Raw genomic sequence first — 23,361 nt, forward strand, 5'->3', positions numbered from 1 at the left:
TTCATTATATTAAAGATTCGTGGATTGACAATAACTTGCCTTACTACACTATTCTAACAAATCCGATTCATGATTTAGTATAGCCCGTTTGTTGGATTTTTTCTTTTTTCTTAACTTTCTAAAGAAGTTTCTTAGTAAATCACCACATTGTTCTTCTAAAAGTCCACTCTCTACTTGTGCTCTATGATTAAAGTCCGATTGCGTCAATAAATTCATTAAACTGCCTGAACATCCGCCTTTAGGATCTGCTGCGCCATATTTAATATATGGTATTCTACTCATGACAATAGTGCCTGCACACATCACACAAGGTTCTAACGTGACATATAAAGTACAATCTTCAAGTCGCCAACTACCTATTACTTTGGCTGCCCGTTCAATAGCTAAATGTTCAGCATGGGCCGTAGGTTGTTGCATCGTTTCTCTCAGATTATGCGCTCTTGCGATTACATGACCGTTCTTAACTATAATTGCACCAATGGGAACTTCACCTAGTAGTTCGGCTTTTTTAGCTTCTTGGATTGCAAGTTTCATATAATATTCATCAGTTTCCATTCGTGTCCAGACACCTCACTTGTGTTACAATACTCACTGTCTATCTTAACATTTGGAGAAGTGAATATGAATAAACCATTTATCGCAATTGAAGGTCCAATCGGTGTTGGAAAATCTTCTCTTGCCCACAAATTAAGTCAATCCTTAGATTTTTATGAAGAAAAAGAAATTGTCGATGAAAATCCATTTTTATCTGACTTTTATGATGACATTTCAAAATGGAGTTTCCAAACAGAAATGTTCTTTTTATGTAATAGATACAAACAGTTTAAAGATATCGAGTCACTTCATAAAGGTATAGTAAGTGATTATCACATTTATAAAAATAAAATCTTTGCTAAAAATACATTAGACAGTCATGAATTCAATAAATTCTCACGTATATATGACATTTTAACTGAGGATTTAACAATGCCAAATACAATTATCTTTTTAGATGCAGAATTAGATGTATTAAAACACAGAATTGCTAAAAGAAATCGTAGTTTCGAACATCAAATCGAAGATGATTATTTACTGGCTTTGAAACGTGATTATCATACATTTTATAGTTCTTTAAAAGATAGTAACGTTCAAGTATTGCACATCAATACGTCAAATATGGATTTTGTCAATAATAACAAAGATTATCAAGAGATACTTACTCAGGTAAAATCAATGATTGGAGATAAATAAAATGAATTCATTTAACATACCACAAGATGCCATTATCACAATTGCAGGTACAGTAGGTGTCGGTAAGTCTACCCTTACTCAAGCTTTAGCAGATAAGTTAAATTTTAAAACCTCATTTGAAAATGTAGATCATAATCCATATTTGGATAAATTCTATCAAGATTTTGAGCGTTGGAGCTTTCATTTACAAATCTACTTTTTAGCAGAACGTTTTAAAGAACAGAAGCGTATGTTTGAGTATGGTGGTGGATTTGTACAAGACCGTTCTATATATGAAGACGTAGATATCTTTGCCAAAATGCATGAAGAAGAAGGAACTATGAGTCAAGACGATTTTAATACTTATTCAGAACTATTCAATGCCATGGTCATGACACCTTATTTTCCAAAGCCAGATGTACTTATTTATTTGGAATGTGATTATGACGAAGTCATTGAACGCATCAAGCAGCGTGGTCGTGACATTGAAATTGATACCAACCCTGAATATTGGCAAAAATTATTCGAACGTTACGATCATTGGATTAATAACTTTAATGCTTGTCCAGTTGTTCGCGTGAATATAAATGAATACGATATTCATAACGACCCTGACACACTTAATCCTATTATCGATAAAATTGCACATGTTATCGATACGTATCGTCAAGTTGACCCAAGATAATCAATAACCAAATATTTAAGCTCCCAACTTTATTTACCCACATATATAGTGGAGACAAAGTCGGGAGCTTTTTTATTTTAAAAATCACGATTATTATTGTTTATCAAGCACTTGTTTAACTTCACTCGCACTTTCAACGATGACATCCGCTTCGTGAAGTTCTTCTTTTTTAGCAATACCTGTTAAGACACCAATACTCAATCCTAATTGTGCATTAATTGCAGTCTTCATGTCATTTGCTGTATCCCCTACAATCACTACATGTTCTGGTTTAACATCATAGACTTCGAATAATGGGTCTAATACTTTGGGACTCGGTTTTTCTTCAGCATGTGTTTCAGTTGAAATAACTAAATCGAATAAATGTTTTGATTGTGTTGCTTCTAAAAATTGGGTAACCCCTTTTTTAGTATCACTTGTTACAATGCCTATTTTATAGCCATCTTGACGTAAAGCTACAATCGTATCGTATACACCATCTACCCAATGATTTTCAGGCTCTCTTGAGTCCACTAACTCTTGACTCGTATTTCTTGTCCATTCAGATGTGTCTTGACCGGTAACATCATCGAAGGATTTGATCATTTCACCTAGAGATCCTGAACCCATCACAGAATCTGGAACAATTTTATCATCTATGATTCCTAATTGTCTGTGCGCTACTTCTTTATCATGAACAGGAAATGTATCTAACAATTTATCAACCAGACGTATACCAATTTTTTCCCAACTCTTATCAAACTCTATTAACGTGCCATCTTTATCAAACAGTATCCATTCCATTGATATCACTACACTCCATATTTTATTTTTGTTTCAATACGTATTATTGTAGTACAACCATAGTTAAAAATGTAGGAAAGACACTTTAGAGTAAATTCTCAAAACAAACATAATCATCTTAATCCAAACGATAGGAATAACATTTTAACTTCAACACATATATGCACATTGTGATTGCTTATAAAAAAACTAGAAACCTTTAATAAAGGCTCCTAGCATTAATTTAATATTTTAATATCTAGGCACTACAAAACGCCAACCGTGACGATCTTCTAGTGAACCATTTTGAATACCTGTATATTCATTATAAAGTTTTGTCGTAATTTCACCTGGTTCATTGTTATTAATGACAATTTCTCTATCTTCATAACGCAAAGTTCCTACCGGTGAAATAACTGCTGCTGTACCAGTACCAAATACTTCGGTTAACTCACCTTTGTCGTACGCTTCAAATAATTCGTCAATAGAAACTCGACGTTCTTCAACTTCATAACCTAAATCTTGTGCTAATTCGATAATAGATTTACGTGTTATACCAGGTAAAATACTACCATTTAATGCAGGTGTAACGATTTTTCCGTTTTCAACAAAGAAGATATTCATACTGCCTACTTCTTCAACGTACTTTTGTTCAACACCATCTAACCAAAGCACTTGGTCGTAACCTAATTTGTTAGCATTCGTTTGCGCTAATAAGCTCGCAGCATAGTTACCTGCTACTTTAGCAAACCCTACACCACCACGTACTGCACGTACATACTCATCTTCAACATAAATTTTAGTTGATTTTAGTGTGTCACCACCATAATAAGCACCTGATGGTGATAAGATAATGAATAATTTATATGAATGAGATGCTCTTACGCCAAGAATGCCTTCAGTCGCAAATACAAATGGACGAATATATAATGATTGACCTTCGCCTTCTGGAATCCAATCACGTTCAACATCTACTAATTGTTTCAAACCTTCTAACAACACTTCTTCATCTACTTCTGGCATTTCCAAACGTGCTAAAGAATTATTAATTCGTTTGAAGTTTTGATCTGGGCGGAATAAAACAACTTCATCATTATATTTATATGCTTTCAAACCTTCAAATACAGCTTGACCATAATGTAAACCTTGAGCGGCTGGTGAAATTTCAAATGGTGCATAAGGCACTATTTTTAAATCATGCCAACCCTTATCAGCATCATAATCATAACTCAACATATAATCTGTAAAGTATTGACCAAACCCTAAATTCGAATTATCTGGTTTTTCTTTTAGCGTATCTCGTTTCTCAAATTTAACTTGTTCTGTCATGATAACGGCCTCCTAATATTGCTACCAATATAAATAGTTATACTAGATTATAGCAATCGTATATTTAGTATTCAATAAATTTTCCGAAAATTCAAACTAAATACTAATATGTATTATATACTAAGTAAAACACTATCGGTTTTATCTTACAAGTCAAGTAACTGCTGGAAGATAAAAATTACTCCTTCTAATGTAAAAATAATTAGAAGGAGTAAAACTAACATTTACAACGTTAAATTGATTAAGTAGATTATTTTGTTGCTTTTTCTTTATCTTCAATGGCATCTAACATTAATTTAGTCATACTTTCTAAATCGTATTTAGGATTGAAGCCCCATTCGCCACGTGCACAACTTGTATCAATACTATCTGGCCAACTTTTAGCAATACCTTCTCGTACAGGATCCACATCATAGTCTAATGTAAAGTCTGGATAATGTTCTTGGATAGCTTCTTTAACCATTTCGGGATCAATACTCATAGCACTTAGATTATAACCATTTCTAGTTTCTAATTTAGCACCATCAGCTTCCATTAATTGAATAATAGCTTCAATTGCATCGTCCATGTACATCATATCCATAAATGTGCCTTTATCAATATAACTTGTATAATGATTTTCTCTAACTGCTTTAAAGTATATTTCTACAGCATAATCTGTAGTACCACCGCCTGGTTCTTTAATATGTGAAATTAATCCTGGGAATCTTACACTGCGTGTGTCTACGCCAAATTTCGTAAAGTAATATTGACATAATAATTCTCCGGCAACCTTGTTAACACCATACATTGTTGTAGGTTGTTGAATTGTGACTTGTGGCGTATTGACTTTAGGTGTTGAATCTCCAAATGCACCAATTGAACTTGGTGTGAAGAAATGTAAATCGTATGTACGCGCTGCTTCTAAAGCATTCATTAATCCACCCATATTTAAATCCCAAGCAAACATAGGGTTCTTCTCTGCTGTAGCTGATAATAAAGCAGCCATGTGCATTAACGTATCAGCTTCAAAATCCTTAACTAATTCAAACATTTTGTCACGATCTGTTACATCTAAAATTTCAAAAGGCCCATCATTAACTGGTGAATCCGCTTCTGGTTCTCTAATATCCGTAGCTAGTACATTATCTGTTCCATAAATTTCTCTACATTTAACTACTAATTCTGTACCTATTTGTCCTAAAGCACCTGTTATCATAATTTTTTTCATTATAAATCTCTCCTTGTGTTTATAGAAAATTCGTTGTCTTTCTCGTGTGAACAAATTCTCGATTTACATCTATATTATAATATAAAAGCGCTTTCTTGTATATATAGTGAGTACAAAGTTAAAATTTCTATTTTTTGTTATTAAATCAATATTTAGAGAAAATTCTATATTTATTACTCACAATGACATACACGTTAATCAAATATTAATAAACCTTAAAATTACAGTAAATTATGTTTATACAATATTTTTATTTAAAATTTATATGCTAAAATTGACTTGTTATATTTTTGATTATTAAGGAGGCCAATATGAAGCGTCTATTTTTTTCATTCATATTAATCATGTTGATTTGTTTAGGTTTTATAAATCATCCTATACAAGCAGCTGAAAATCAAAGTGACAATCAAAAGAGCAATGCCACAACAACTCAACAAATAAATACAAGTAGTCAAGATTCAACGCCAAGAGCCCACATAGAACAGCAACTTTCAAAAGACGATACTACGACATCGTTACCTGAAGATAAAACTAATCATACGTCTTCAAATAATAACAATGATAATTCGCAAAATATTTCTTTACATAAAGAGGAACGAGCGAAACATCAAAACAAAGTAGATGATACAAATACTCAAAGTAATGGCAACAATAGAAATGATTTAGTAAATAAAAATGCTACAAACACAACTTCTTATCATTTAAATACACAACACGAGCAACCAAATTCAAATACCAAGGAACCAGTAGTTAATATTAAAAAGAATTCAAATACACCAAAGCAACAGTTAAAAGAACAGCAATCTTCAACTAAAAATCAAAGTAACAATGATAAAAATCATCAACAGCAGGCTGATCAGAACAAGCAACTATATGTAACTTCTACACAAACACAAGAAAAAGCTAAAAATAATGATAGCTCGAAAACAAAAAGTACTAACAAAAATGAACATAAAATTTTACATACAAACGATATCCATGGTCGTTTTGTTGAAGACGATGGAAAAGTCATTGGTATGCCTAAAGTTAAAGGCCTTAAAGATAAAGAAAATCCCGATTTATTATTAGATTCTGGTGATGCTTTCCAAGGCTTACCTGTGTCTAATAATTCTAAAGGTGAAGAAATGGCAAAGTCTATGAATAGTGCCGGTTATGATGCCATGACTCTAGGCAATCATGAATTTGATTTTGGATATGACCAATTACTTAAATTAAAAAAGCAGCTAAACTTTCCGATGATCACTTCAAATGTTTATAAAAATGGCAAAAGTGACTTCGAACCATCAACAATAATCAATAAAAATGGAATTCGATATGGTATCGTCGGAGTGACCACTCCAGAAATTAAAACTAAGACTTCACCATCGGCTGTAAAAGGTGTTGAATTTAAAGATCCACTGACAAGTGTGAAACGTGCTATGAATGACATTAAAGATCAAGTAGATGTTTTTGTCATTTTATCTCATTTAGGTGTAGACCCTAATACTAAAAAAGAATGGCGTGGCGATTATTTGACTGAACAATTATCGAAAGATAAATCATTTAAACAATCTATCATCGTGTTAGATGGTCACTCTCATACTGTCATTAAAAATGGTAAGTCATACGATAAAAATGTATTAGCTCAAACGGGAACAGCATTAGAAAATGTGGGACGCATCCGATTTAATAGAGAGGATAATCACACGAAAAATCTTAAAGCTGATTTAATTAACGTTGCTGATACAAAAAACATTCAGCCTGACACTAAAATTGAAAAACAAGTAAACAAAGCGAATGATGACTTCTTAAAAGCGACATCAACAGTCATTATTCCTAATAACAAAGTGAAACTTAATGGTGAACGTAATGTTGCCCGTACACAAGAAACAAATTTAGGTAATTTAATTACCGATGCAATGGAGGATTATGCTTCTAAGAAGTTTAGCCATCGACCTGATTTTGCTATTACGAATGGTGGTGGCATTAGAGCGTCTATCGATAAAGGTAAAGTAACTCAAAATGACATTATTACTGTTTTACCTTTCGGAAACTTAATCTCTCAAATTAAAGTAAAAGGCTCTGACGTAAAAAAAGCTTTTGAACATAGTTTAAGTGCACCTACAGAATCAAAAAATGGCAAACCACAGTTGACGGCAAATGGTGGCTTCTTACAAGTATCTAAGTCTATTCGCATTGGGTTCGATATGGATAAAAAGTCAGGCGATAGAGTTACAGATATACAAATCATTAATCATGATACTGGTAAATTCGAAAAGTTAGACCCAAATAAAACATATTATGTAGCAACAAATGATTTCACAGCTAATAAAGGTGATGGTTATGACATGTTCGGAGGCAAACGAGAAGAAAGTGCTTCTTTAGATGAAGTAGTTGCTCAATACATTAAAAATGCTGATTTATCTAAATATGATACCAACAAACCTGAAAGAATCATCAATGGTCAACTGCCTCAAAATAATAAACATAGTGACAAAGTCGTTCCACCTCCAAAAACAAAAGACATTAAAACGACTTATTACCCTGGAAATAATGTAGCGACAATCTCATCACATCAAAGAAACCACTTAGGCAAACCTTCAAACAGAACGGTTAGTCATATCGATGCCTACCAACCAAGCCCTAGCAATAAAATATCAATAGCGACTCAAAACAATACGCATCATCATGATAAGTCATTAAATAAAAAGCGCAGTGAAACATCAAATCAAAGTGATGACCAAATCAAAACTAATATATTTAATACAAAATCTACTTATCTAAGAAGCGCAACATCATATTCTCAATCAAATTTAGATATCGTAAAATCTAACACTAAACATATACAAAACATGTATAATGGAGAACGTTCTCAACAATCGACTCATGACAATTTAGCTATTCTTCCTAATACAGGAGGTAGCAATCATTCTGATGTAATCGCACTATTAGTAGCGATAACTGGCATCACTTTATTATATTCACGTAAAAAATCTGCATAATATAAAGAAGGTCATGAGACAGTATTGCATGTCTCATGACCTTCTTATTACAATCTTTATTCCATTAGAAAGTCTTTAAATGTTTGTGGCTTGTCGTTAACTAAGTTTTCAAAATCGTTAGAATGTTGATCCAGTAATCCCCTTGCGCCTGCTTCATACATAGATGCTAGAAGTGCTCCAAATCCTTTTGGTTCATCATACATATTTGCAAACGTCTCTAATGAAACAGGTTCATATTTAATTTCTGTTTGAGATACATCTGATAAAATATCTGCAAGCTCATACATATCATAACTATATCCTGATAATAAGTAACGTTCTCCCCATGTATCAGGATTCTCTATGATAGCAATAATACCTCTAGCTATATCACGTCTAGTAATATAATTAATTCGACCTTCACCTACTGGATATATCAACTTATGCATGTCCATTAATTCTGGAAGATACGGTTTCAATGGGTCCATATACATTGCCATTCTGACATATGTATAATCAATACCACTTGAAGCAAGAAGACGTTCAGCATATCCAAAGTAAGGACTCATATGGAAAGGATTATTATGTTGATCTGCATAATATCCAATATAAATAATATGACTAACGCCACTTTGCTTTGCTGCACTAATTAGATTTTCTACTTCTGGAATTCTTTTAATAGATGGATGTATGATACTTGGTATAAAAATAACTGTATCAATATCTTCAAATGCTGTAACCATACTTTTTTCATCAAAATAATTCAATTGCCTTACAGTAACATGATTTCTCCATTGTTCTGGAACTTTATCTAAATTTCTTACCCCTATATAAAATCGGTCAATACCATGCTCAATGGCTTGGTTAGTAATATGATGACCTAAATTTCCTGTAGCACCTGTTAACATTATATTCATTTCATTCAGCTCCTTTATTTAAGCCTAATACTTCTAACTTCATAAATAAACTTATTGATACTAAAAACACTTAGTGAATCTAACTTCTGTCAATTCACTAAGTGCCAACATAAATTTTTATGTTTCCATTAACTTACCAACATTACGCATGATTCTCGCTTTTTTATAACCATGAATATCATGCAATTCTTTATAAGCGCTAAATAGTTTCTTATAACGTTTCACTTTTTCAGGATCTGGCGTTACTTCATATAAAACAGGTTCTTTCATAGACTTAATTGCTTCATTTAAAGTTTGATGTGCGCCACCACAAACTGAGCCAAGGATTGCTGCCCCAATAGCAGGTGCATATTCGCTATCTATTATTGTTACTTTTTTATTTAGTACATTTGCATAAATGTCCATCATTAGTGGATTTTTCTTAGGAATACCACCACATGCAAATACATCTTCAACATCCATATTCCAACTTTGGTATTGTTGCATAATCATTTTAGTACCGAATGCTGTAGCTTCTAAATATGCACGGTAAAGCTCTTCATGTGTTGTTTGTAGCGACATACCAAACACACAACCTTTTAGGTTACTATCACTTATACCATTGTGCCAATCTAAAACAATTAGACCACTCTCACCTGGCATTTGGTCCTTTACTTTCTCATTTAATAATTCAAAAATTGAAATGTCTCTTTCATTCGCTTCATCTACATAAGCTTTCGGTGATTGGTTTGCAATATATTCAAAAAGATCACCTACTGCTGATTGTCCTGCTTCATATACATATAATTCTGGAATAATAGCACCCTTAACAGAACCTGAAATACCAGGCACTTGATGTTGTTGTTCATTTAACATAAGGTGACATGTACTTGTTCCTATTACCATCGTCATTTGCTTATCTTGTTGTGAACCAATTCCTAATAAACTTGAATGTGCATCTATAATAAACGGACTTACTTTAGTATGTGTTGAAAGACCCAATTTCTCAGCCATCTCTTCAGAAATTTGGCCAACTGTTTCGCCTATTTTAACAATTGGTGCATCCACTTTTTCACGTACAACATCTGATAATTGATCATCTACTTTATCAAATAAGTCATAGTGGAATCCTTCATTTTCTTCCCAAAATGATTTAAAGCCTAAACCACAATTAGAGCGAACATTTTGTCCTGTTAATTTATTAACAATCCAATCTCCAGCTTCCATGATATTAGCTGTTTGTTCTAAAACTTCTGGTGCCTTGTTCATTACTTCCATAATTTTAGGTATCATCCACTCACTACTTACATTAAATCCATAGTAGCCTAACCATCTACTCTTATTATCTAATGCAGTTTGGAAAAGTTGATCCGCTTCAGCTTGAGCACCATGATGTTTCCATAATTTTACATATGCATGAGGATTATTTTCAAATCCTGGTAAATTATGAATTGGTTCTAAATGTTCATCTGTAAACATAACTGTAGAAGAAGTGAAATCAATACCAATACCTACAATTTCTTCTGGGTTTACACCTGAAGATTCAATTAAATAAGGCACACCCTCTTCTAAAACTTCCATATAATCATTTCCATTTTGAAGTGAGAAGCTATGTGGTAACTTAACACCATTTAAATTCTTTTCAATTGTGCCATGTGTATATGGTTTTATATATTTATCTATTATTTTTCCATTTGTTGTATCAACTAAAAAAGCTCTTCCTGAGCCTGTTCCGTAATCTACTCCAATGCTATAACTCATTGTTATACCCCCATACTTTATCTACATCTCTTTTAAGTAAGCGTTTTCCTAAATGATACGCATAAATGAACAATAAATCAATCATAAAAGTTCAAAAAGAACTAAAATGAACATTTTTATATAAAAAATCATTGACACAGGCAACTGTAAGCGTTTACTATTGTTTACATAAATAAAAGTGAACAAGTATTAAAGGGGGATGAACAAAAATGAGCATCGAGTCAAAAGCTTATCGCCTAATTCAACCTGGCGAATTTGAATATACAACAATTAATCATGAGTCTAGAGATGGTGATGTTATTGTTAATCCTTCTAAAGCAAGTGTTTGTCATGCTGATTTAAGATATTACACAGGTAATAGACGTAAAGAAACATTAGACAAAAAATTGCCTATGGCATTATTCCATGAAGGTATCGGTACTATTGAAGATTCTAAACATCCTGATTATCAAAAAGGAGATAAAGTAGTTATCGTTCCGAATATCCCTTCTCGCTTAAGAGCTGGTGACTTCGAAGAAACAGATTTATTAGATAATTATGATGAAAATGCCGTATTTATGGGTAGCGGCTATGATGGTATTTGCCAAGATAGAATGGTTGTACCTGGAGATAACATCGTGAAAATTCCAGACACATTAGATGAAGACGTCGCTTTATTAGCTGAATTATGTTCAGTATCATTATTCCCAATCAATCAACTTAAAGAGATTACTACTAAATCTTCTCCACAAGTTGCAGTATTCGGCGACGGCCCGGTTGGTTATTTAGCAGCAACTGCACTTCATTATATATATGGCATTGAAAAAGAAAATTTAATTGTTTTCGGCGCTATTGAAGAAAAACTTCAATCATTCGAAAACTTTGCGACAACACATCTTGTATTTGATTATGATTTCAACAGTCATAAAGGCGTTCATACTGTATTTGAATGTTGTGGTGGTAAATTCTCTGAATCTGCAATCAACCAAGCAATCGATTTAATTGATAGACAAGGACAAATCGTTTTAATGGGTGTTACTGAAGACTTAGTTGGTATTAATACACGTGACGTATTAGAAAAAGGTTTAACACTTTCAGGTAGTTCAAGAAGTACAAAACACGAATTTGAACAACTCATTGCTTCATTCGAAAATGAAGAGTATCAACAAGCCCTTAAAAAATTAATCCCTGATGAATACTATGATATCCATAGTACAGAGGATCTTAAAAAGGCGATGGATGATACTGCAGCACATAAAGGTTGGAAAAAAACATATTTAAGATATCACTGGTCATAAACCATGATATCTAAGGGGAGATAACATAATGATGAATAAGACAACGTTTTTAGGTATGCCCAAACAAATCGTATGGGGTTACATTGGGATATTAATATTTATGATGGGAGACGGCCTAGAAATTGGTTGGCTAAGCCCCTATTTGCAACATAATGGCTTTAGCTCAAATGAAGTAAGTTGGTTATTTGGGTGCTATGGTATTACGGTTGCAATTGCAAGTTGGTTCAGTGGTGTTTTAGCTGAAGCATTAGGCGGTAAACGTACGATGTTTATCGGTTTAGTATTGTACATTATTGGAACAATATTCTTTGTTGGTATTGCACTACCTTCTGAGAATTTAGCAATTATGTATCCTGCTTATGCATTAAGAGGTTTAGGTTATCCTTTATTCGCTTATTCATTCTTAGTTTGGATTTCATATCGTTCTGAACAACGTACGTTAGGCGCAGCTGTAGGTTGGTTCTGGCTTGTATTTACTGGTGGATTAAATGTGCTAGGTGCATTTTACTCTATCTTTGCTATTAAATACTTAGGTCATATCGGAACATTATGGAGCTCATTATTCTGGGTAATTTTAGGTGGATTCTTAGCAATCGTCTTGAATAAAGATAAATTACCTACTGATAAAAGTAATGCCAAAGCAAAATTAGCTGAAATGTTAAAAGGATTCACAATCGTTGTTGAAGAACCAAAAGTATTAGTAGGTGGTATTGTACGTGTCATTAATACTACTGCACAATTTGCTTTCCCAATCTTCTTACCACTTTACTTAGAATCATACGGCATCCCGACTTCTAAATGGTTAGCTGTTTGGTCAGCTATTTTCTTCGGAAATATCGTCTTTAACCTTATTTGGGGTATTATCGGAGATAAAATTGGTTGGCGTAATACTGTTATGATTTTCGGTGGTATCGGTAGTGGTATCTCATGTCTATTAATGGGCTATGTACCTATTTGGTCACACGGAAATATCATTTTACTTACAATTGTTGGTGTTGCTTGGGGTATCTTTATCGCAGCATATGTACCTTTAACTGCTTTAATTCCTTCATTAGTGAAAAAAGATAAAGATGCTACCCTTTCAATTTTAAACTTAGGTGCTGGTTTACCAGTGTTCGTAGGCCCAATGATCGTAAGAATTTTCTTAGAACCGTTTGGTGACTTAGGCGTAATTTGGATTTTAGGTATATTATACTTTATTAGTACAATTTTAACTTACTTCATTAAAATGCCGAAAAGCCAACAATACGGTGAAACAGAATAAAACTCAATAATATAAAGGCTGTAGGCTAAGTATAAGATGGTCATTTCATTGTCATACTTTCATCTACAGCCTTTATTATGTATTTGATATACTATAATAAACATACATAAATCATGGATTATTTATATAATTTGAACAAAACTACTAGATGGAGACGGTGAATATGTTACCTGCCGAAAGAGAACAAAAAATTATATCCTATTTAACTAAATACAAAACTGCCTCAGTTCACACTTTAGCTAAAGAATTTAATGTACATGATGCCACAATTCGTCGCGATCTTGTTAAACTCGAGCAATATAACCAAATTAGACGCACACATGGTGGTGTGGTATTAAATAACGAAAATGTATATAGTGAGCTGAATTTCGATGAAAGACAGACAGAATATTATTACGAAAAGCTAGGTATTGGATACAAAGCTGCTGAGTTCGTTGAAGATGGAGACACACTTATTATCGACTCAGGTTCAACCACATTATTATTTGCTAAAGCTTTACTGCATAAGCAACATTTAACCATCATTACAAATGATATACATATCGCTTCGATACTTCGTTCTTCTAACCATAAAGTCATCGTGACTGGCGGCACACTATATCATAACAACTATGTACTAAATGGTTTAATTACGACACAAACACTACAATCATTTAACTCGATGAAGGCTTTTTTAGCTACTCCTGCTATAGATGCGATCAAAGGTGTAACTCACTATAGTGAAGAATTTGTAGACGCTAAACGCCAAATGGTAAATCAATCTAAAGAAGTATATATGCTTACAGACAGTTCTAAATTGAATAAAATTGCTTTTTACCAAGTATGTCCTATTCATAAAATTACTGCTTTAATCACAGATCATCACGAAGACTTACATGAGTATAAGAAGACCATTCCAAATGTGATTGCAATCGACCCTAAAGATTATCAATAAATAAGCGTTCCTTATATTGAAAGTACTATTAATCGATGTTATAAAGAAGGTAAGCGATTTCACATTTATCTATTTTAAATGGTAAGTCTGCTGTTTGTCTGCGAGGATACTGCGGATAGTCTTACTTAGTCATATTTTTATTGAATGAGGATGATATTATGAATAATCAAAAGCCGTTGCAAACATACAAATCAAAGCAAACAACCGTAATAATTACTAGTATAATATTTATGTTATTTATCATTTCAGATATACGTACGATATTAAGTAAAGACGAATGGCTACCTCTGGCATTAGCCGGTGGATCTTTAATTATATTTATTGTCTTTTTAATGATTAATATAAAGTCATTCATCCATAATTATAAACGTAGACCTTATTAAATCGAAAGTAAAGATAATGGGAGTGGGATAGAAATAATAAAGAGGTCTGGACAAAAGCGTTTAGGATTTGAGCAGAACCGAACGATGATAAAGAACTACTTCCTTATTCATAGGTTAGTAGTTCTTACAAACTCAATAGTTTAGTTTGTTCATTTGAATTGTTTTCCAAATTTTGTCGAATCGTGAGCGTTTGACCAACTTGCATTATTTGCAGAAATTGGAATACCAATTTCTCTATGTTGGGTCCCTTCTGCCGATAATCCTGCTTTTGGGACGCCGTTAATCGGTTTCCCAGAAGCACAAAAACTTTATGTCTCAACCTCTTACGCATTAGCCACAGCTAATGTGTACTTTAAAATAGGAATACATGAGTGAAACTCATGCATAAGAAATACTAATTTCTAAAGAAAAAGTATTTCTTTATCGTTGTCCATCCCCAACTTGCATTGTCTGTAGATTTTCTTTTCGAAACTCTCTATGTTTGGGGCCCGTCCTCACGGCAAGGTTGACTTGAAATGAAAAAGCTTAGTACATTAGACCGTCTTTGTAATTTATTACTTAGACGGTTTTATGCATGAACTTTAGTTCATGTATACCTCTAAAGCTTAATTTGAACACATGAGTCAATACGCATGTGTAAGTCAACTACTGCCTAAATATGAATATAACTTGAAATATATTTATGTCCTAGCCTGATTTCTTTTATTTCTGTGCTTTTTTATAAAAGTAATTAGCTACGACAATATCTACAATTGCTAGTCCCACTGATTTAAATAGCGTGACTTCTTTCTCATCTGTTCTACCTTGTTTACGACCTGCCACAATATCCCCGAGCTCTGCGTGTAACATATCTTGCGTTAATACGCCTTCTTGTTCGGGAATTTTTAAATCTCCTGTTTCTTCCATTGCTGCTTCTGTTGATTCTACGACAATTTTATTCGCAACCATCATAGATTCTGTTGGTAACTCTTGCATATCAGGTTTAAAAGAACCTACCGCATTCAAATGAACACCTGGATCTAATGTTCTATCGAAAACCGGAGTTGATGAATTAGTAGCAGTGACAACGATATCTGTCCCTTCAATAGCCTGATTTGCATCTTCAAATACTTCAACATTAACATCATATAAATCTTTAGTTTGTTTTGCTAATCTTTCTGCTTTCTCTATCGTTCTACTAGCAAAGTGAATCGTATTAATATTTCTGACTGCTAAAACAGCCGCAATTAGTCCTTCAGCTTGTTCGCCGGCACCAATCACACATAAAGTACTTGCATTTTCTCTAGATAAATATTTTGTGGCAACACCAGATATGGCACCTGTTCTAATTTTAGTCAAATACCCACCGTCTAAAACAGACAAAGTTTCGCCAGTTTCATAATCACTTAAAATAACTGAGCCACTAATGGTCGACTTACCTTTTTCCGGATTTTTAGGTGCAAAAGTCACTGTCTTTAAACCGACAATTTTCAAAGCATCTGATAGCGCAGGCATGACTAAATATCTATTATCTTCATTGAATGGAATAGAATATCGTAAAGGGGTTTCAGTTTCGCCTTCAGAAAAGGCTTTGAGTGATTCTGCTACTTCATCTATCACTTCACGCATATTGAGTAATTGTTGTTGGTCTTTTTCAGTTAAATACAACATATTTACATCCTCCGTATTTCATCATTATCGTATTTTCATACATCTATAGTCATCTTTACCCGATATTTTAATTAAAAATGTCGGTAATTTAAAGTTTATATTGTCTTGTACGCATATTCATGCTATTCTTAAAAACATAAATAAAGAGATAGTTAGACAAGTGTCTTTACCATCTCTGCGATTTTGTTTATTTAAACAAAACTATTTAATTTAACTTTTGACGACACACATTCTCCTATTTAGGGGAATGTTTTTTTGTGCATATGATTAATTAATTGGAATATGGTATCGTTTAACAGGTGATCCATTCTTTTTGATATAGGGTTCTATTTCATAGCCGCCATAATACTTGATTACTTTTTGAGAGCTAAAATTCTTAGGATTACATGTCATTAATACATATTTAATTTGTTTTGTTTTTAATATATCTAAAGCATGACCTAGCATTTCTTTTGCATAGCCTTTACCACGTTGTGATTGTGCCACACCATACCCTACATGTCCACCTATTCGCGTTAATGATTCATTCAGCTGATAGCGAATATTAACCGCGCCTACAATAACATTATCTTTAAAGTAAAACGATGTACTTGTTTCCACCCAATCTTCTCTAGGCTTTGACTTATTAATATGATCTACCATTTCTTTAAAAGATGTATATTTTTTTAAATCTGTATTACCAGGAACAATTTTCTCTTCATTTTCGTACCATTCATTAATATATTTTAGAAATTGTGTTTCATCATCATATGTAAGTTGTCGAATTTCATCCATTGCTTCCACTCCACTAAATTTAAAAGCACCCGCAATATACGAGTGCTTGATTTGTTGAATAAATCTATTAAATAATGTTAAGTTCTTTACCAACTTTTTCATATGCTTCTATAGCTTTATCTAACATTTCTTTTGTATGTGCTGCAGTAGGCATATTTCTAACTCTACCTGTACCTTTTGGCACTGTAGGGAAGACGATAGACTTAACATAAATACCTTCTTCTTTAAGGCGTTTACTGAATGCTTGAGTATCTTTTTCATCACCAATAATCACAGGTGTAATTGGTGTCTCAGACTCGCCAGTGTTAAATCCTAGCTTAGCTAAGCCATCTTTAAGATATTGTGCATTTTCCCATAATTGATCATGTAACTCAGTAGAAGCCATTAATTTTTTAACTGCTTCTGTGATGGCTTTAGTATCTCCAGGTGCTAATGAAGTTGAGAACAAGAATGGACGAGATTGTGCCTTTAACCAATCAATAAGTTCTTTAGTACCCGCTACATAACCACCTACAACACCAATTGCTTTAGATAATGTACCAATTTGGAAATCGATTTTATCTTGTAAACCAAAGTGTTTAACTGTACCAGCACCTTTGCCCATTACACCAGACCCATGTGCATCATCAACGTAAGTTAATAAGCCAAATTCTTCTGCGATTTTAACAATTTCTGGTAGTTTAGCAACATCGCCATCCATACTAAATACGCCATCAGTAATATACATCACTTTGTTATATTGACCAGATTCCACTGCTTCTTTAGCTTTAGCTCTTAAATCATCCATATCTGAGTGATTAACACGAATGATTTTAGCTTTAGATAAACGACAACCATCTATAATAGAAGCATGATTTAGTTCATCAGAAAGAATAGCATCGTTTTTATTCATTACTGCTGAAATCGCAGCCATATTACAATTGAAACCAGATTGATAAGCAATTGCTGCCTCTGTGCCTTTAAATTTCGCTAATGTTTCTTCTAATTCGTCATGTAAATCTAATGTACCATTTATCGAACGTACAGCCCCTGCACCAACACCATGTGAATCAATGGCAGCTTTAGCAGCTTCTTTTAAATCTTCATTTGTTGCTAATCCCAAATAGTTATTTGATGATAAGTTAACGTACGTTTTACCATCAATTTTAATTTCTGGACCGTTTGCACCTTCAATTGAATCGATTTCATTATACAATCCATTCTCTTTCAAGTAGTTTATATTTTCATTTAAAAAATCATGTAATGATTGAACCACAACCATATCCCCCTTGTATCTCTATTTATCTTTATAATACCTTAATTTCGCCTTTCATGAAAGCCTTATCACTTATTGTATTTTTAACAATAAATATTCATTTTGAACTATTTTGTCTTATTAGATAATGATATACTAATTATCATAATAATACGGAAGAAGTGATAGTTTTGTTTGATTGGTTTCAATTGGCTAGTAAAAAAGAAAAAAGAATGATTCAATTACGTCGTTATTTACATCAATATCCTGAACTTTCTTTTGAAGAAAAGCAAACACATGACTATATCGTTAACCAACTTAGCCAATTGTCATGTGACATTCAAACGCCAGTAGGTCGTAATGGAATTAAAGCTACTTTTAAAGGAAAAGCTGACGGCCCAACCATTGCATTTAGGGCTGACTTTGACGCACTACCTGTTCAAGAATTAAACGATGTACCTTATAAATCTAAAAATGATGGGTGTATGCATGCGTGTGGTCATGATGGACATACAGCCATATTATTAGGCGTTGCAGAAATCATAAATGAACATCGTCATCTATTAAAAGGTAATGTTGTTTTCATCTTCCAATACGGCGAAGAAATTATGCCCGGTGGTTCACAAGAAATGATCAATGATGGATGTTTACAAGACGTCGATAAGATCTACGGTACACATCTATGGAGTGGTTATCCAACAGGTACTATTTATTCTCGTCCAGGACCAATTATGGCCTCACCTGACGAATTTAGTATCACGATACAAGGTAAAGGTGGTCATGGTGCTAAACCACAAGAAACTATTGATCCAATCGTCATCATGGCTGAATTTATTTTAAGCGCTCAGAAGATTGTATCTCGTACCATCGATCCAGTAAAACAAGCGGTGTTAACATTTGGTATGGTTCAAGCAGGTTCTTCAGATAGCGTGATACCTGATAGTGCGTTTTGCAAAGGAACAGTACGTACCTTTGACACTAATTTACAAAACCATATCAAAACTAAGATGGAAAAATTATTACAAGGTTTAGCGGTAGCTAATGATATCACTTATGACTTTAATTACATTAAAGGTTATTTACCACTTCATAATCACCAACAAGCATATGAAGTTGTTAAACAAGCAGCTAATGATATGCATTTACGTTTTAATGAATCTGATTTGATGATGATTGGAGAAGACTTCTCTCACTATTTAAAAGTCAGACCAGGCGCATTTTTCTTAACAGGATGTGGCAATCAAGATAAAAATATTACTGCACCTCATCATAATCCTTATTTCGATATCGATGAATCATCATTTAAATATGCTGCCAGTGAATTTTTTAAAATTTTAGAACTTGAAAATGTATTTTAAAAATATGGTCTTGTGAATTTTCAAAGTCCAACTAATAAATAATCCACTTATTACCTTTTATTTAGGGTAATAAGTGGATTTTTTGTTGATAAATCGCCGGTAAAGTTATGTATTTATAGAAATAAAAAAAGACCCCATAATGGGGTCTTTATATATATCGAATAATAAAATTATTCGTGGATTTCAGTTACAACGCCTGATCCTACAGTACGTCCACCTTCACGGATTGAGAAACGAGTACCGTCTTCAATCGCGATAGGAGCGATTAATTCTACTGTCATTTCAACGTTGTCACCAGGCATAACCATTTCAGTACCTTCTGGTAATTGAACAACGCCAGTTACGTCAGTAGTACGGAAATAGAATTGCGGGCGGTAGTTACTGAAGAATGGAGTGTGACGTCCACCTTCGTCTTTAGATAAAACGTAAACTTCCGCTTTGAATTTTGTATGTGGTGTAATTGAACCAGGAGCAGCTAATACTTGACCACGTTGTACGTCTTCACGAGCAACACCACGTAATAAAGCACCGATGTTGTCACCAGCTTCAGCGTAGTCTAATAACTTACGGAACATTTCTACACCAGTAACAGTTGTTTTAGAAGTGTCATGTAAACCGATGATTTCAACTTCTTCACCAACTTTGATTTGACCACGTTCAACACGGCCTGTAGCAACAGTACCACGACCAGTGATTGAGAATACGTCCTCAACTGGCATCATGAATGGTTTGTCAGAATCACGTTCTGGAGTTGGAATGTAGTCATCAACTGCTTGCATTAATTCTAAGATTTTTTCTTCGTATTTTTCGTCGCCTTCTAAAGCTTTTAATGCTGAACCAGCGATTACAGGTACGTCGTCACCTGGGAAGTCGTATTCAGATAATAAGTCACGAACTTCCATTTCTACTAATTCTAATAATTCTTCGTCGTCTACCATATCAACTTTGTTTAAGAATACAACTAAAGCTGGTACACCAACGTTACGTGATAAAAGAATGTGTTCACGAGTTTGTGGCATTGGACCATCAGCTGCAGATACAACTAAGATACCGCCGTCCATTTGCGCAGCACCAGTGATCATGTTTTTAACATAGTCAGCGTGTCCTGGGCAGTCAACGTGAGCATAGTGACGTTTGTCAGTTTGATATTCGATGTGTGCAGTATTGATTGTAATACCACGTTCTTTTTCTTCTGGTGCGTTGTCAATCATGTCGTATGATTGTGCAACAGTGTCACCGTTCTTAGCTAATACAGTTGCGATAGCAGCTGTTAATGTTGTTTTACCATGGTCAACGTGACCGATAGTACCAATATTGGCATGTTCTTTTGAGCGATCAAATTTTTCTTTTGCCATTATTAAATCTCTCCTATTCTTAATAAAAGTTATTTTCAAATTTATCTCTCATGATAGTTTCTCACCATCATGAGAAGATGTTTGATTAAGTTGTGTCTAAAAGAAATACTACTTAATTCATATTTCCTTTATAATGCATTTACCCACAAAAATCAATTCATAAAAGCGATTAGCCTATAACTAAGCTCAACCTGTATTTTAACCTAGCATAGCTAGTAAAGACAAGTTATATTATTCGCCTTTATTTTTCTTAATGATTTCTTCAGAAATTGATTTTGGAACTTCTGCATAGTGGTCAAAGTACATAGTGTAAGTACCGCGACCTTGAGTGTTTGAACGTAATGATGTTGCATAACCGAACATTTCTGAAAGTGGTACATAAGCATTTACAACTTGTGCATTACCACGAGGTTCCATACCATCTACACGTCCACGACGAGCAGTTACGTCACCCATGATATCACCCATGTATTCTTCAGGCATTTCGATTGTTACTTTCATCATTGGTTCTAAGATAACTGGATCACATTTTTTAGCAGCTTCTTTAAGTGCTAATGATGCAGCAATTTTGAAGGCCATTTCAGATGAATCGACATCATGGTATGAACCATCAAATAATTTAGCTTTAACATCAATTAATGGATAACCAGCTAATACACCGTTTTCCATTGCATCTTTAAGACCAGCTTCAACTGATGGAATGTATTCACGAGGAACTACACCACCGACGATAGCGTTTTCGAATTCGAAACCGCCACCTGTTTCGTTAGGTGTGAATTCAATGTGAACATCACCGTATTGACCACGACCACCAGATTGACGAGAGAATTTACCTTGAACTTGTGCAGCTTGCTTGAATGTTTCACGATATGAAACCATTGGCGCACCAACATTACATTCAACGTTAAATTCTTTCTTCATACGGTCAACTAAGATGTCTAAGTGTAACTCACCCATACCACCGATGATAACTTGTCCAGTTTCTTCGTCAGTATGTGCATGGAAAGTTGGGTCTTCTTCTTGTAATTTAACTAAAGCTTGAGTCATTTTATCTTGATCAGCTTTAGATTTTGGTTCAACTGATAAGTGGATAACTGGCTCTGGGAATTCCATTGATTCCAAGATAATGTCATTTTTCTCTCCACATAAAGTATCACCAGTACCTGTTTCTTTAAGTCCTACCGCAGCAGCGATATCGCCTGAGTAAACAGTGTCAATCTCTTGACGTGAGTTGGCGTGCATTTGTAATAAACGACCTACACGTTCACGTTTGTCTTTAGATGAGTTCTTCACGTAAGAACCTGAGCTTAAAGTACCTGAGTAAACACGGAAGAAAGTTAATTTACCAACATAAGGGTCAGTCATAACTTTGAATGCTAATGCAGCGAATTCAGCTGAATCGTCTGGTTTAGCAATTACTTCTTCTTCAGGATCATTAGCATGGTGACCAACGATTGGTTTAACATCTAAAGGAGATGGTAGGTAATCAATTACAGCGTTAAGCATTAATTGAACACCTTTGTTTTTGAATGCAGTACCGCAAAGAACTGGGTAGAATTCTACGTCAGTTGTAGCTTGACGGATTGCATTTTTTAATTCTTCTACTGAAATTTCTTCGTCACCAAGATATTTTTCCATTAATTCATCATTAGTTTCAGCTACTGCTTCAATTAATGTTGAACGAGCTTCTTCAGCTCTTTCTTTGTGATCTTCAGGAATTTCAATTTCATCAATTTCTGTACCTAAGTCATTAGTGTATTTGAAGCATTTCATTTCAACTAAGTCAATGATAGCTTCAAATTCATCTTCAGCACCGATAGGTAATTGGATAGGTGCAGCATTCGCTTGTAAACGATCATGTAATGTGCTTACAGAGTATTCAAAGTTTGCACCTAATTTATCCATTTTGTTGATGAAAACGATACGTGGTACGCCGTATGTTGTAGCCTGACGCCAAACTGTTTCAGTTTGTGGTTCAACACCTGATTGAGCATCAAGTACTGTAACCGCACCGTCAAGTACACGTAATGAACGTTCAACCTCAACTGTGAAGTCTACGTGTCCTGGTGTATCGATGATATTTACACGGTGTCCGTCCCAAGCTGCAGTTGTTGCTGCAGATGTGATAGTAATACCACGGTCTTGCTCTTGTTCCATCCAGTCCATTTGTGAAGCACCTTCGTGTGTTTCACCAATTTTGTGGATACGACCTGTGTAATAAAGAATACGTTCTGTCGTAGTAGTTTTACCAGCATCAATGTGAGCCATGATACCGATATTACGAGTATTTTTCAAAGAAAATTCTCTTGCCATGTATTTT

19 protein-coding genes are annotated in these 23,361 nt (G+C 34.0%); 8 read left to right on the plus strand and 11 right to left on the minus strand.

Features of this window, described 5'->3' with window-relative positions; translation table 11 throughout:
- Positions 1 to 48: 48 nt before the first annotated feature.
- A complete protein-coding gene (gene tadA, locus AC2D8K_RS08885) occupies positions 49 to 555 on the minus strand; it encodes a tRNA adenosine(34) deaminase TadA (protein WP_484698513.1) in 507 nt (168 codons plus the stop codon).
- A gap of 66 nt (positions 556 to 621) precedes the next feature.
- On the opposite strand from tadA, the gene AC2D8K_RS08890 reads away from it, so the two are divergent.
- Positions 622 to 1,230: a deoxynucleoside kinase gene (locus AC2D8K_RS08890; RefSeq protein WP_049423312.1), complete on the plus strand. Its 609-nt coding sequence runs from the start codon at positions 622 to 624 to the stop codon at positions 1,228 to 1,230.
- Position 1,231: 1 nt separating this feature from the next.
- Positions 1,232 to 1,894, plus strand: a complete 663-nt coding sequence (locus tag AC2D8K_RS08895; RefSeq protein WP_002451992.1) for a deoxynucleoside kinase — start codon at positions 1,232 to 1,234, stop codon at positions 1,892 to 1,894.
- A 93-nt stretch (positions 1,895 to 1,987) separates the two neighbouring features.
- Here the strand turns inward: AC2D8K_RS08895 and AC2D8K_RS08900 are convergent, their stop codons facing one another.
- The 3 genes from AC2D8K_RS08900 to AC2D8K_RS08910 all read right to left on the minus strand — a co-directional run bounded on the left by AC2D8K_RS08900 (position 1,988) and on the right by AC2D8K_RS08910 (position 5,195).
- Positions 1,988 to 2,677, minus strand: a complete 690-nt coding sequence (locus AC2D8K_RS08900; protein ID WP_207024465.1) for an HAD family hydrolase — start codon at positions 2,675 to 2,677, stop codon at positions 1,988 to 1,990.
- 231 nt (positions 2,678 to 2,908) lie between these two features.
- Entirely contained in the window at positions 2,909 to 3,985 is a 1,077-nt protein-coding gene (locus AC2D8K_RS08905) for a branched-chain amino acid aminotransferase (protein WP_002451994.1), read from the minus strand.
- A 250-nt stretch (positions 3,986 to 4,235) separates the two neighbouring features.
- Positions 4,236 to 5,195, minus strand: a complete 960-nt coding sequence (locus AC2D8K_RS08910) for an NAD-dependent epimerase/dehydratase family protein (protein WP_207024467.1) — start codon at positions 5,193 to 5,195, stop codon at positions 4,236 to 4,238.
- A gap of 311 nt (positions 5,196 to 5,506) precedes the next feature.
- On the opposite strand from AC2D8K_RS08910, the gene AC2D8K_RS08915 reads away from it, so the two are divergent.
- Entirely contained in the window at positions 5,507 to 8,176 is a 2,670-nt protein-coding gene (locus AC2D8K_RS08915) for a 5'-nucleotidase C-terminal domain-containing protein (protein ID WP_484698515.1), read from the plus strand.
- Positions 8,177 to 8,232: 56 nt separating this feature from the next.
- On the opposite strand, the gene AC2D8K_RS08920 is transcribed toward AC2D8K_RS08915, so the two are convergent.
- A complete protein-coding gene (locus AC2D8K_RS08920) occupies positions 8,233 to 9,072 on the minus strand; it encodes an SDR family oxidoreductase (RefSeq protein ID WP_207024471.1) in 840 nt (279 codons plus the stop codon).
- Between the two features lie 117 nt (positions 9,073 to 9,189).
- Positions 9,190 to 10,812 (minus strand): ribulokinase, encoded by a 1,623-nt coding sequence (locus AC2D8K_RS08925; RefSeq protein ID WP_484698517.1) that lies wholly within the window; start codon positions 10,810 to 10,812, stop codon positions 9,190 to 9,192.
- Between the two features lie 209 nt (positions 10,813 to 11,021).
- On the opposite strand from AC2D8K_RS08925, the gene AC2D8K_RS08930 reads away from it, so the two are divergent.
- The 4 genes from AC2D8K_RS08930 to AC2D8K_RS08945 all read left to right on the plus strand — a co-directional run bounded on the left by AC2D8K_RS08930 (position 11,022) and on the right by AC2D8K_RS08945 (position 14,670).
- Positions 11,022 to 12,089: an alcohol dehydrogenase catalytic domain-containing protein gene (locus tag AC2D8K_RS08930; RefSeq protein ID WP_484698518.1), complete on the plus strand. Its 1,068-nt coding sequence runs from the start codon at positions 11,022 to 11,024 to the stop codon at positions 12,087 to 12,089.
- Positions 12,090 to 12,117: 28 nt separating this feature from the next.
- Positions 12,118 to 13,353: an MFS transporter gene (locus AC2D8K_RS08935; protein ID WP_484698520.1), complete on the plus strand. Its 1,236-nt coding sequence runs from the start codon at positions 12,118 to 12,120 to the stop codon at positions 13,351 to 13,353.
- 163 nt (positions 13,354 to 13,516) lie between these two features.
- The gene (locus tag AC2D8K_RS08940) at positions 13,517 to 14,287 is read left to right on the plus strand and encodes a DeoR/GlpR family DNA-binding transcription regulator (protein ID WP_002465566.1); all 771 of its coding nucleotides are present in this window, start codon (positions 13,517 to 13,519) and stop codon (positions 14,285 to 14,287) included.
- Positions 14,288 to 14,445: 158 nt separating this feature from the next.
- Positions 14,446 to 14,670, plus strand: a complete 225-nt coding sequence (locus tag AC2D8K_RS08945; protein WP_002452002.1) for a hypothetical protein — start codon at positions 14,446 to 14,448, stop codon at positions 14,668 to 14,670.
- Between the two features lie 702 nt (positions 14,671 to 15,372).
- On the opposite strand, the gene AC2D8K_RS08950 is transcribed toward AC2D8K_RS08945, so the two are convergent.
- The 3 genes from AC2D8K_RS08950 to AC2D8K_RS08960 all read right to left on the minus strand — a co-directional run bounded on the left by AC2D8K_RS08950 (position 15,373) and on the right by AC2D8K_RS08960 (position 18,349).
- Positions 15,373 to 16,320, minus strand: coding sequence for an ornithine cyclodeaminase family protein (locus tag AC2D8K_RS08950; protein WP_207024477.1), 948 nt, complete (start codon positions 16,318 to 16,320; stop codon positions 15,373 to 15,375).
- Between the two features lie 267 nt (positions 16,321 to 16,587).
- Positions 16,588 to 17,094, minus strand: a complete 507-nt coding sequence (locus tag AC2D8K_RS08955) for a GNAT family N-acetyltransferase (protein WP_049423933.1) — start codon at positions 17,092 to 17,094, stop codon at positions 16,588 to 16,590.
- A 67-nt stretch (positions 17,095 to 17,161) separates the two neighbouring features.
- Positions 17,162 to 18,349, minus strand: coding sequence for a glycine C-acetyltransferase (locus tag AC2D8K_RS08960; RefSeq protein WP_002451227.1), 1,188 nt, complete (start codon positions 18,347 to 18,349; stop codon positions 17,162 to 17,164).
- Positions 18,350 to 18,519: 170 nt separating this feature from the next.
- Between AC2D8K_RS08960 and AC2D8K_RS08965 the strand changes: the two genes are divergently transcribed.
- Complete coding sequence (locus AC2D8K_RS08965; protein ID WP_207024483.1) at positions 18,520 to 19,686, plus strand: M20 family metallopeptidase; 1,167 nt, start codon at positions 18,520 to 18,522, stop codon at positions 19,684 to 19,686.
- A gap of 170 nt (positions 19,687 to 19,856) precedes the next feature.
- On the opposite strand, the gene tuf is transcribed toward AC2D8K_RS08965, so the two are convergent.
- Positions 19,857 to 21,041, minus strand: coding sequence for an elongation factor Tu (gene tuf / locus AC2D8K_RS08970; protein ID WP_002451225.1), 1,185 nt, complete (start codon positions 21,039 to 21,041; stop codon positions 19,857 to 19,859).
- Positions 21,042 to 21,272: 231 nt separating this feature from the next.
- Positions 21,273 to 23,354 carry an elongation factor G gene (gene fusA / locus AC2D8K_RS08975; RefSeq protein WP_002451224.1) on the minus strand — a complete coding sequence of 694 codons (2,082 nt, stop codon included), beginning with the start codon at positions 23,352 to 23,354 and terminating at the stop codon, positions 21,273 to 21,275.
- Positions 23,355 to 23,361 lie beyond the last annotated feature (7 nt).

The organism is Staphylococcus sp. 510, assembly GCF_057219715.1.

Excerpts from the sequence above, each read along its gene's own strand:
- tadA (WP_484698513.1), bottom strand. The coding sequence starts at position 555 with ATGGAAACTGATGAATATTATATGAAACTTGCAATCCAAGAAGCTAAA.
- AC2D8K_RS08890 (WP_049423312.1), top strand. The coding sequence starts at position 622 with ATGAATAAACCATTTATCGCAATTGAAGGTCCAATCGGTGTTGGAAAA.
- AC2D8K_RS08895 (WP_002451992.1), top strand. The coding sequence starts at position 1,232 with ATGAATTCATTTAACATACCACAAGATGCCATTATCACAATTGCAGGT.
- AC2D8K_RS08900 (WP_207024465.1), bottom strand. The coding sequence starts at position 2,677 with ATGGAATGGATACTGTTTGATAAAGATGGCACGTTAATAGAGTTTGAT.
- AC2D8K_RS08905 (WP_002451994.1), bottom strand. The coding sequence starts at position 3,985 with ATGACAGAACAAGTTAAATTTGAGAAACGAGATACGCTAAAAGAAAAA.
- AC2D8K_RS08910 (WP_207024467.1), bottom strand. The coding sequence starts at position 5,195 with ATGAAAAAAATTATGATAACAGGTGCTTTAGGACAAATAGGTACAGAA.
- AC2D8K_RS08915 (WP_484698515.1), top strand. The coding sequence starts at position 5,507 with ATGAAGCGTCTATTTTTTTCATTCATATTAATCATGTTGATTTGTTTA.
- AC2D8K_RS08920 (WP_207024471.1), bottom strand. The coding sequence starts at position 9,072 with ATGAATATAATGTTAACAGGTGCTACAGGAAATTTAGGTCATCATATT.
- AC2D8K_RS08925 (WP_484698517.1), bottom strand. The coding sequence starts at position 10,812 with ATGAGTTATAGCATTGGAGTAGATTACGGAACAGGCTCAGGAAGAGCT.
- AC2D8K_RS08930 (WP_484698518.1), top strand. The coding sequence starts at position 11,022 with ATGAGCATCGAGTCAAAAGCTTATCGCCTAATTCAACCTGGCGAATTT.
- AC2D8K_RS08935 (WP_484698520.1), top strand. The coding sequence starts at position 12,118 with ATGATGAATAAGACAACGTTTTTAGGTATGCCCAAACAAATCGTATGG.
- AC2D8K_RS08940 (WP_002465566.1), top strand. The coding sequence starts at position 13,517 with ATGTTACCTGCCGAAAGAGAACAAAAAATTATATCCTATTTAACTAAA.
- AC2D8K_RS08945 (WP_002452002.1), top strand. The coding sequence starts at position 14,446 with ATGAATAATCAAAAGCCGTTGCAAACATACAAATCAAAGCAAACAACC.
- AC2D8K_RS08950 (WP_207024477.1), bottom strand. The coding sequence starts at position 16,320 with ATGTTGTATTTAACTGAAAAAGACCAACAACAATTACTCAATATGCGT.
- AC2D8K_RS08955 (WP_049423933.1), bottom strand. The coding sequence starts at position 17,094 with ATGGATGAAATTCGACAACTTACATATGATGATGAAACACAATTTCTA.
- tuf (WP_002451225.1), bottom strand. The coding sequence starts at position 21,041 with ATGGCAAAAGAAAAATTTGATCGCTCAAAAGAACATGCCAATATTGGT.
- fusA (WP_002451224.1), bottom strand. The coding sequence starts at position 23,354 with ATGGCAAGAGAATTTTCTTTGAAAAATACTCGTAATATCGGTATCATG.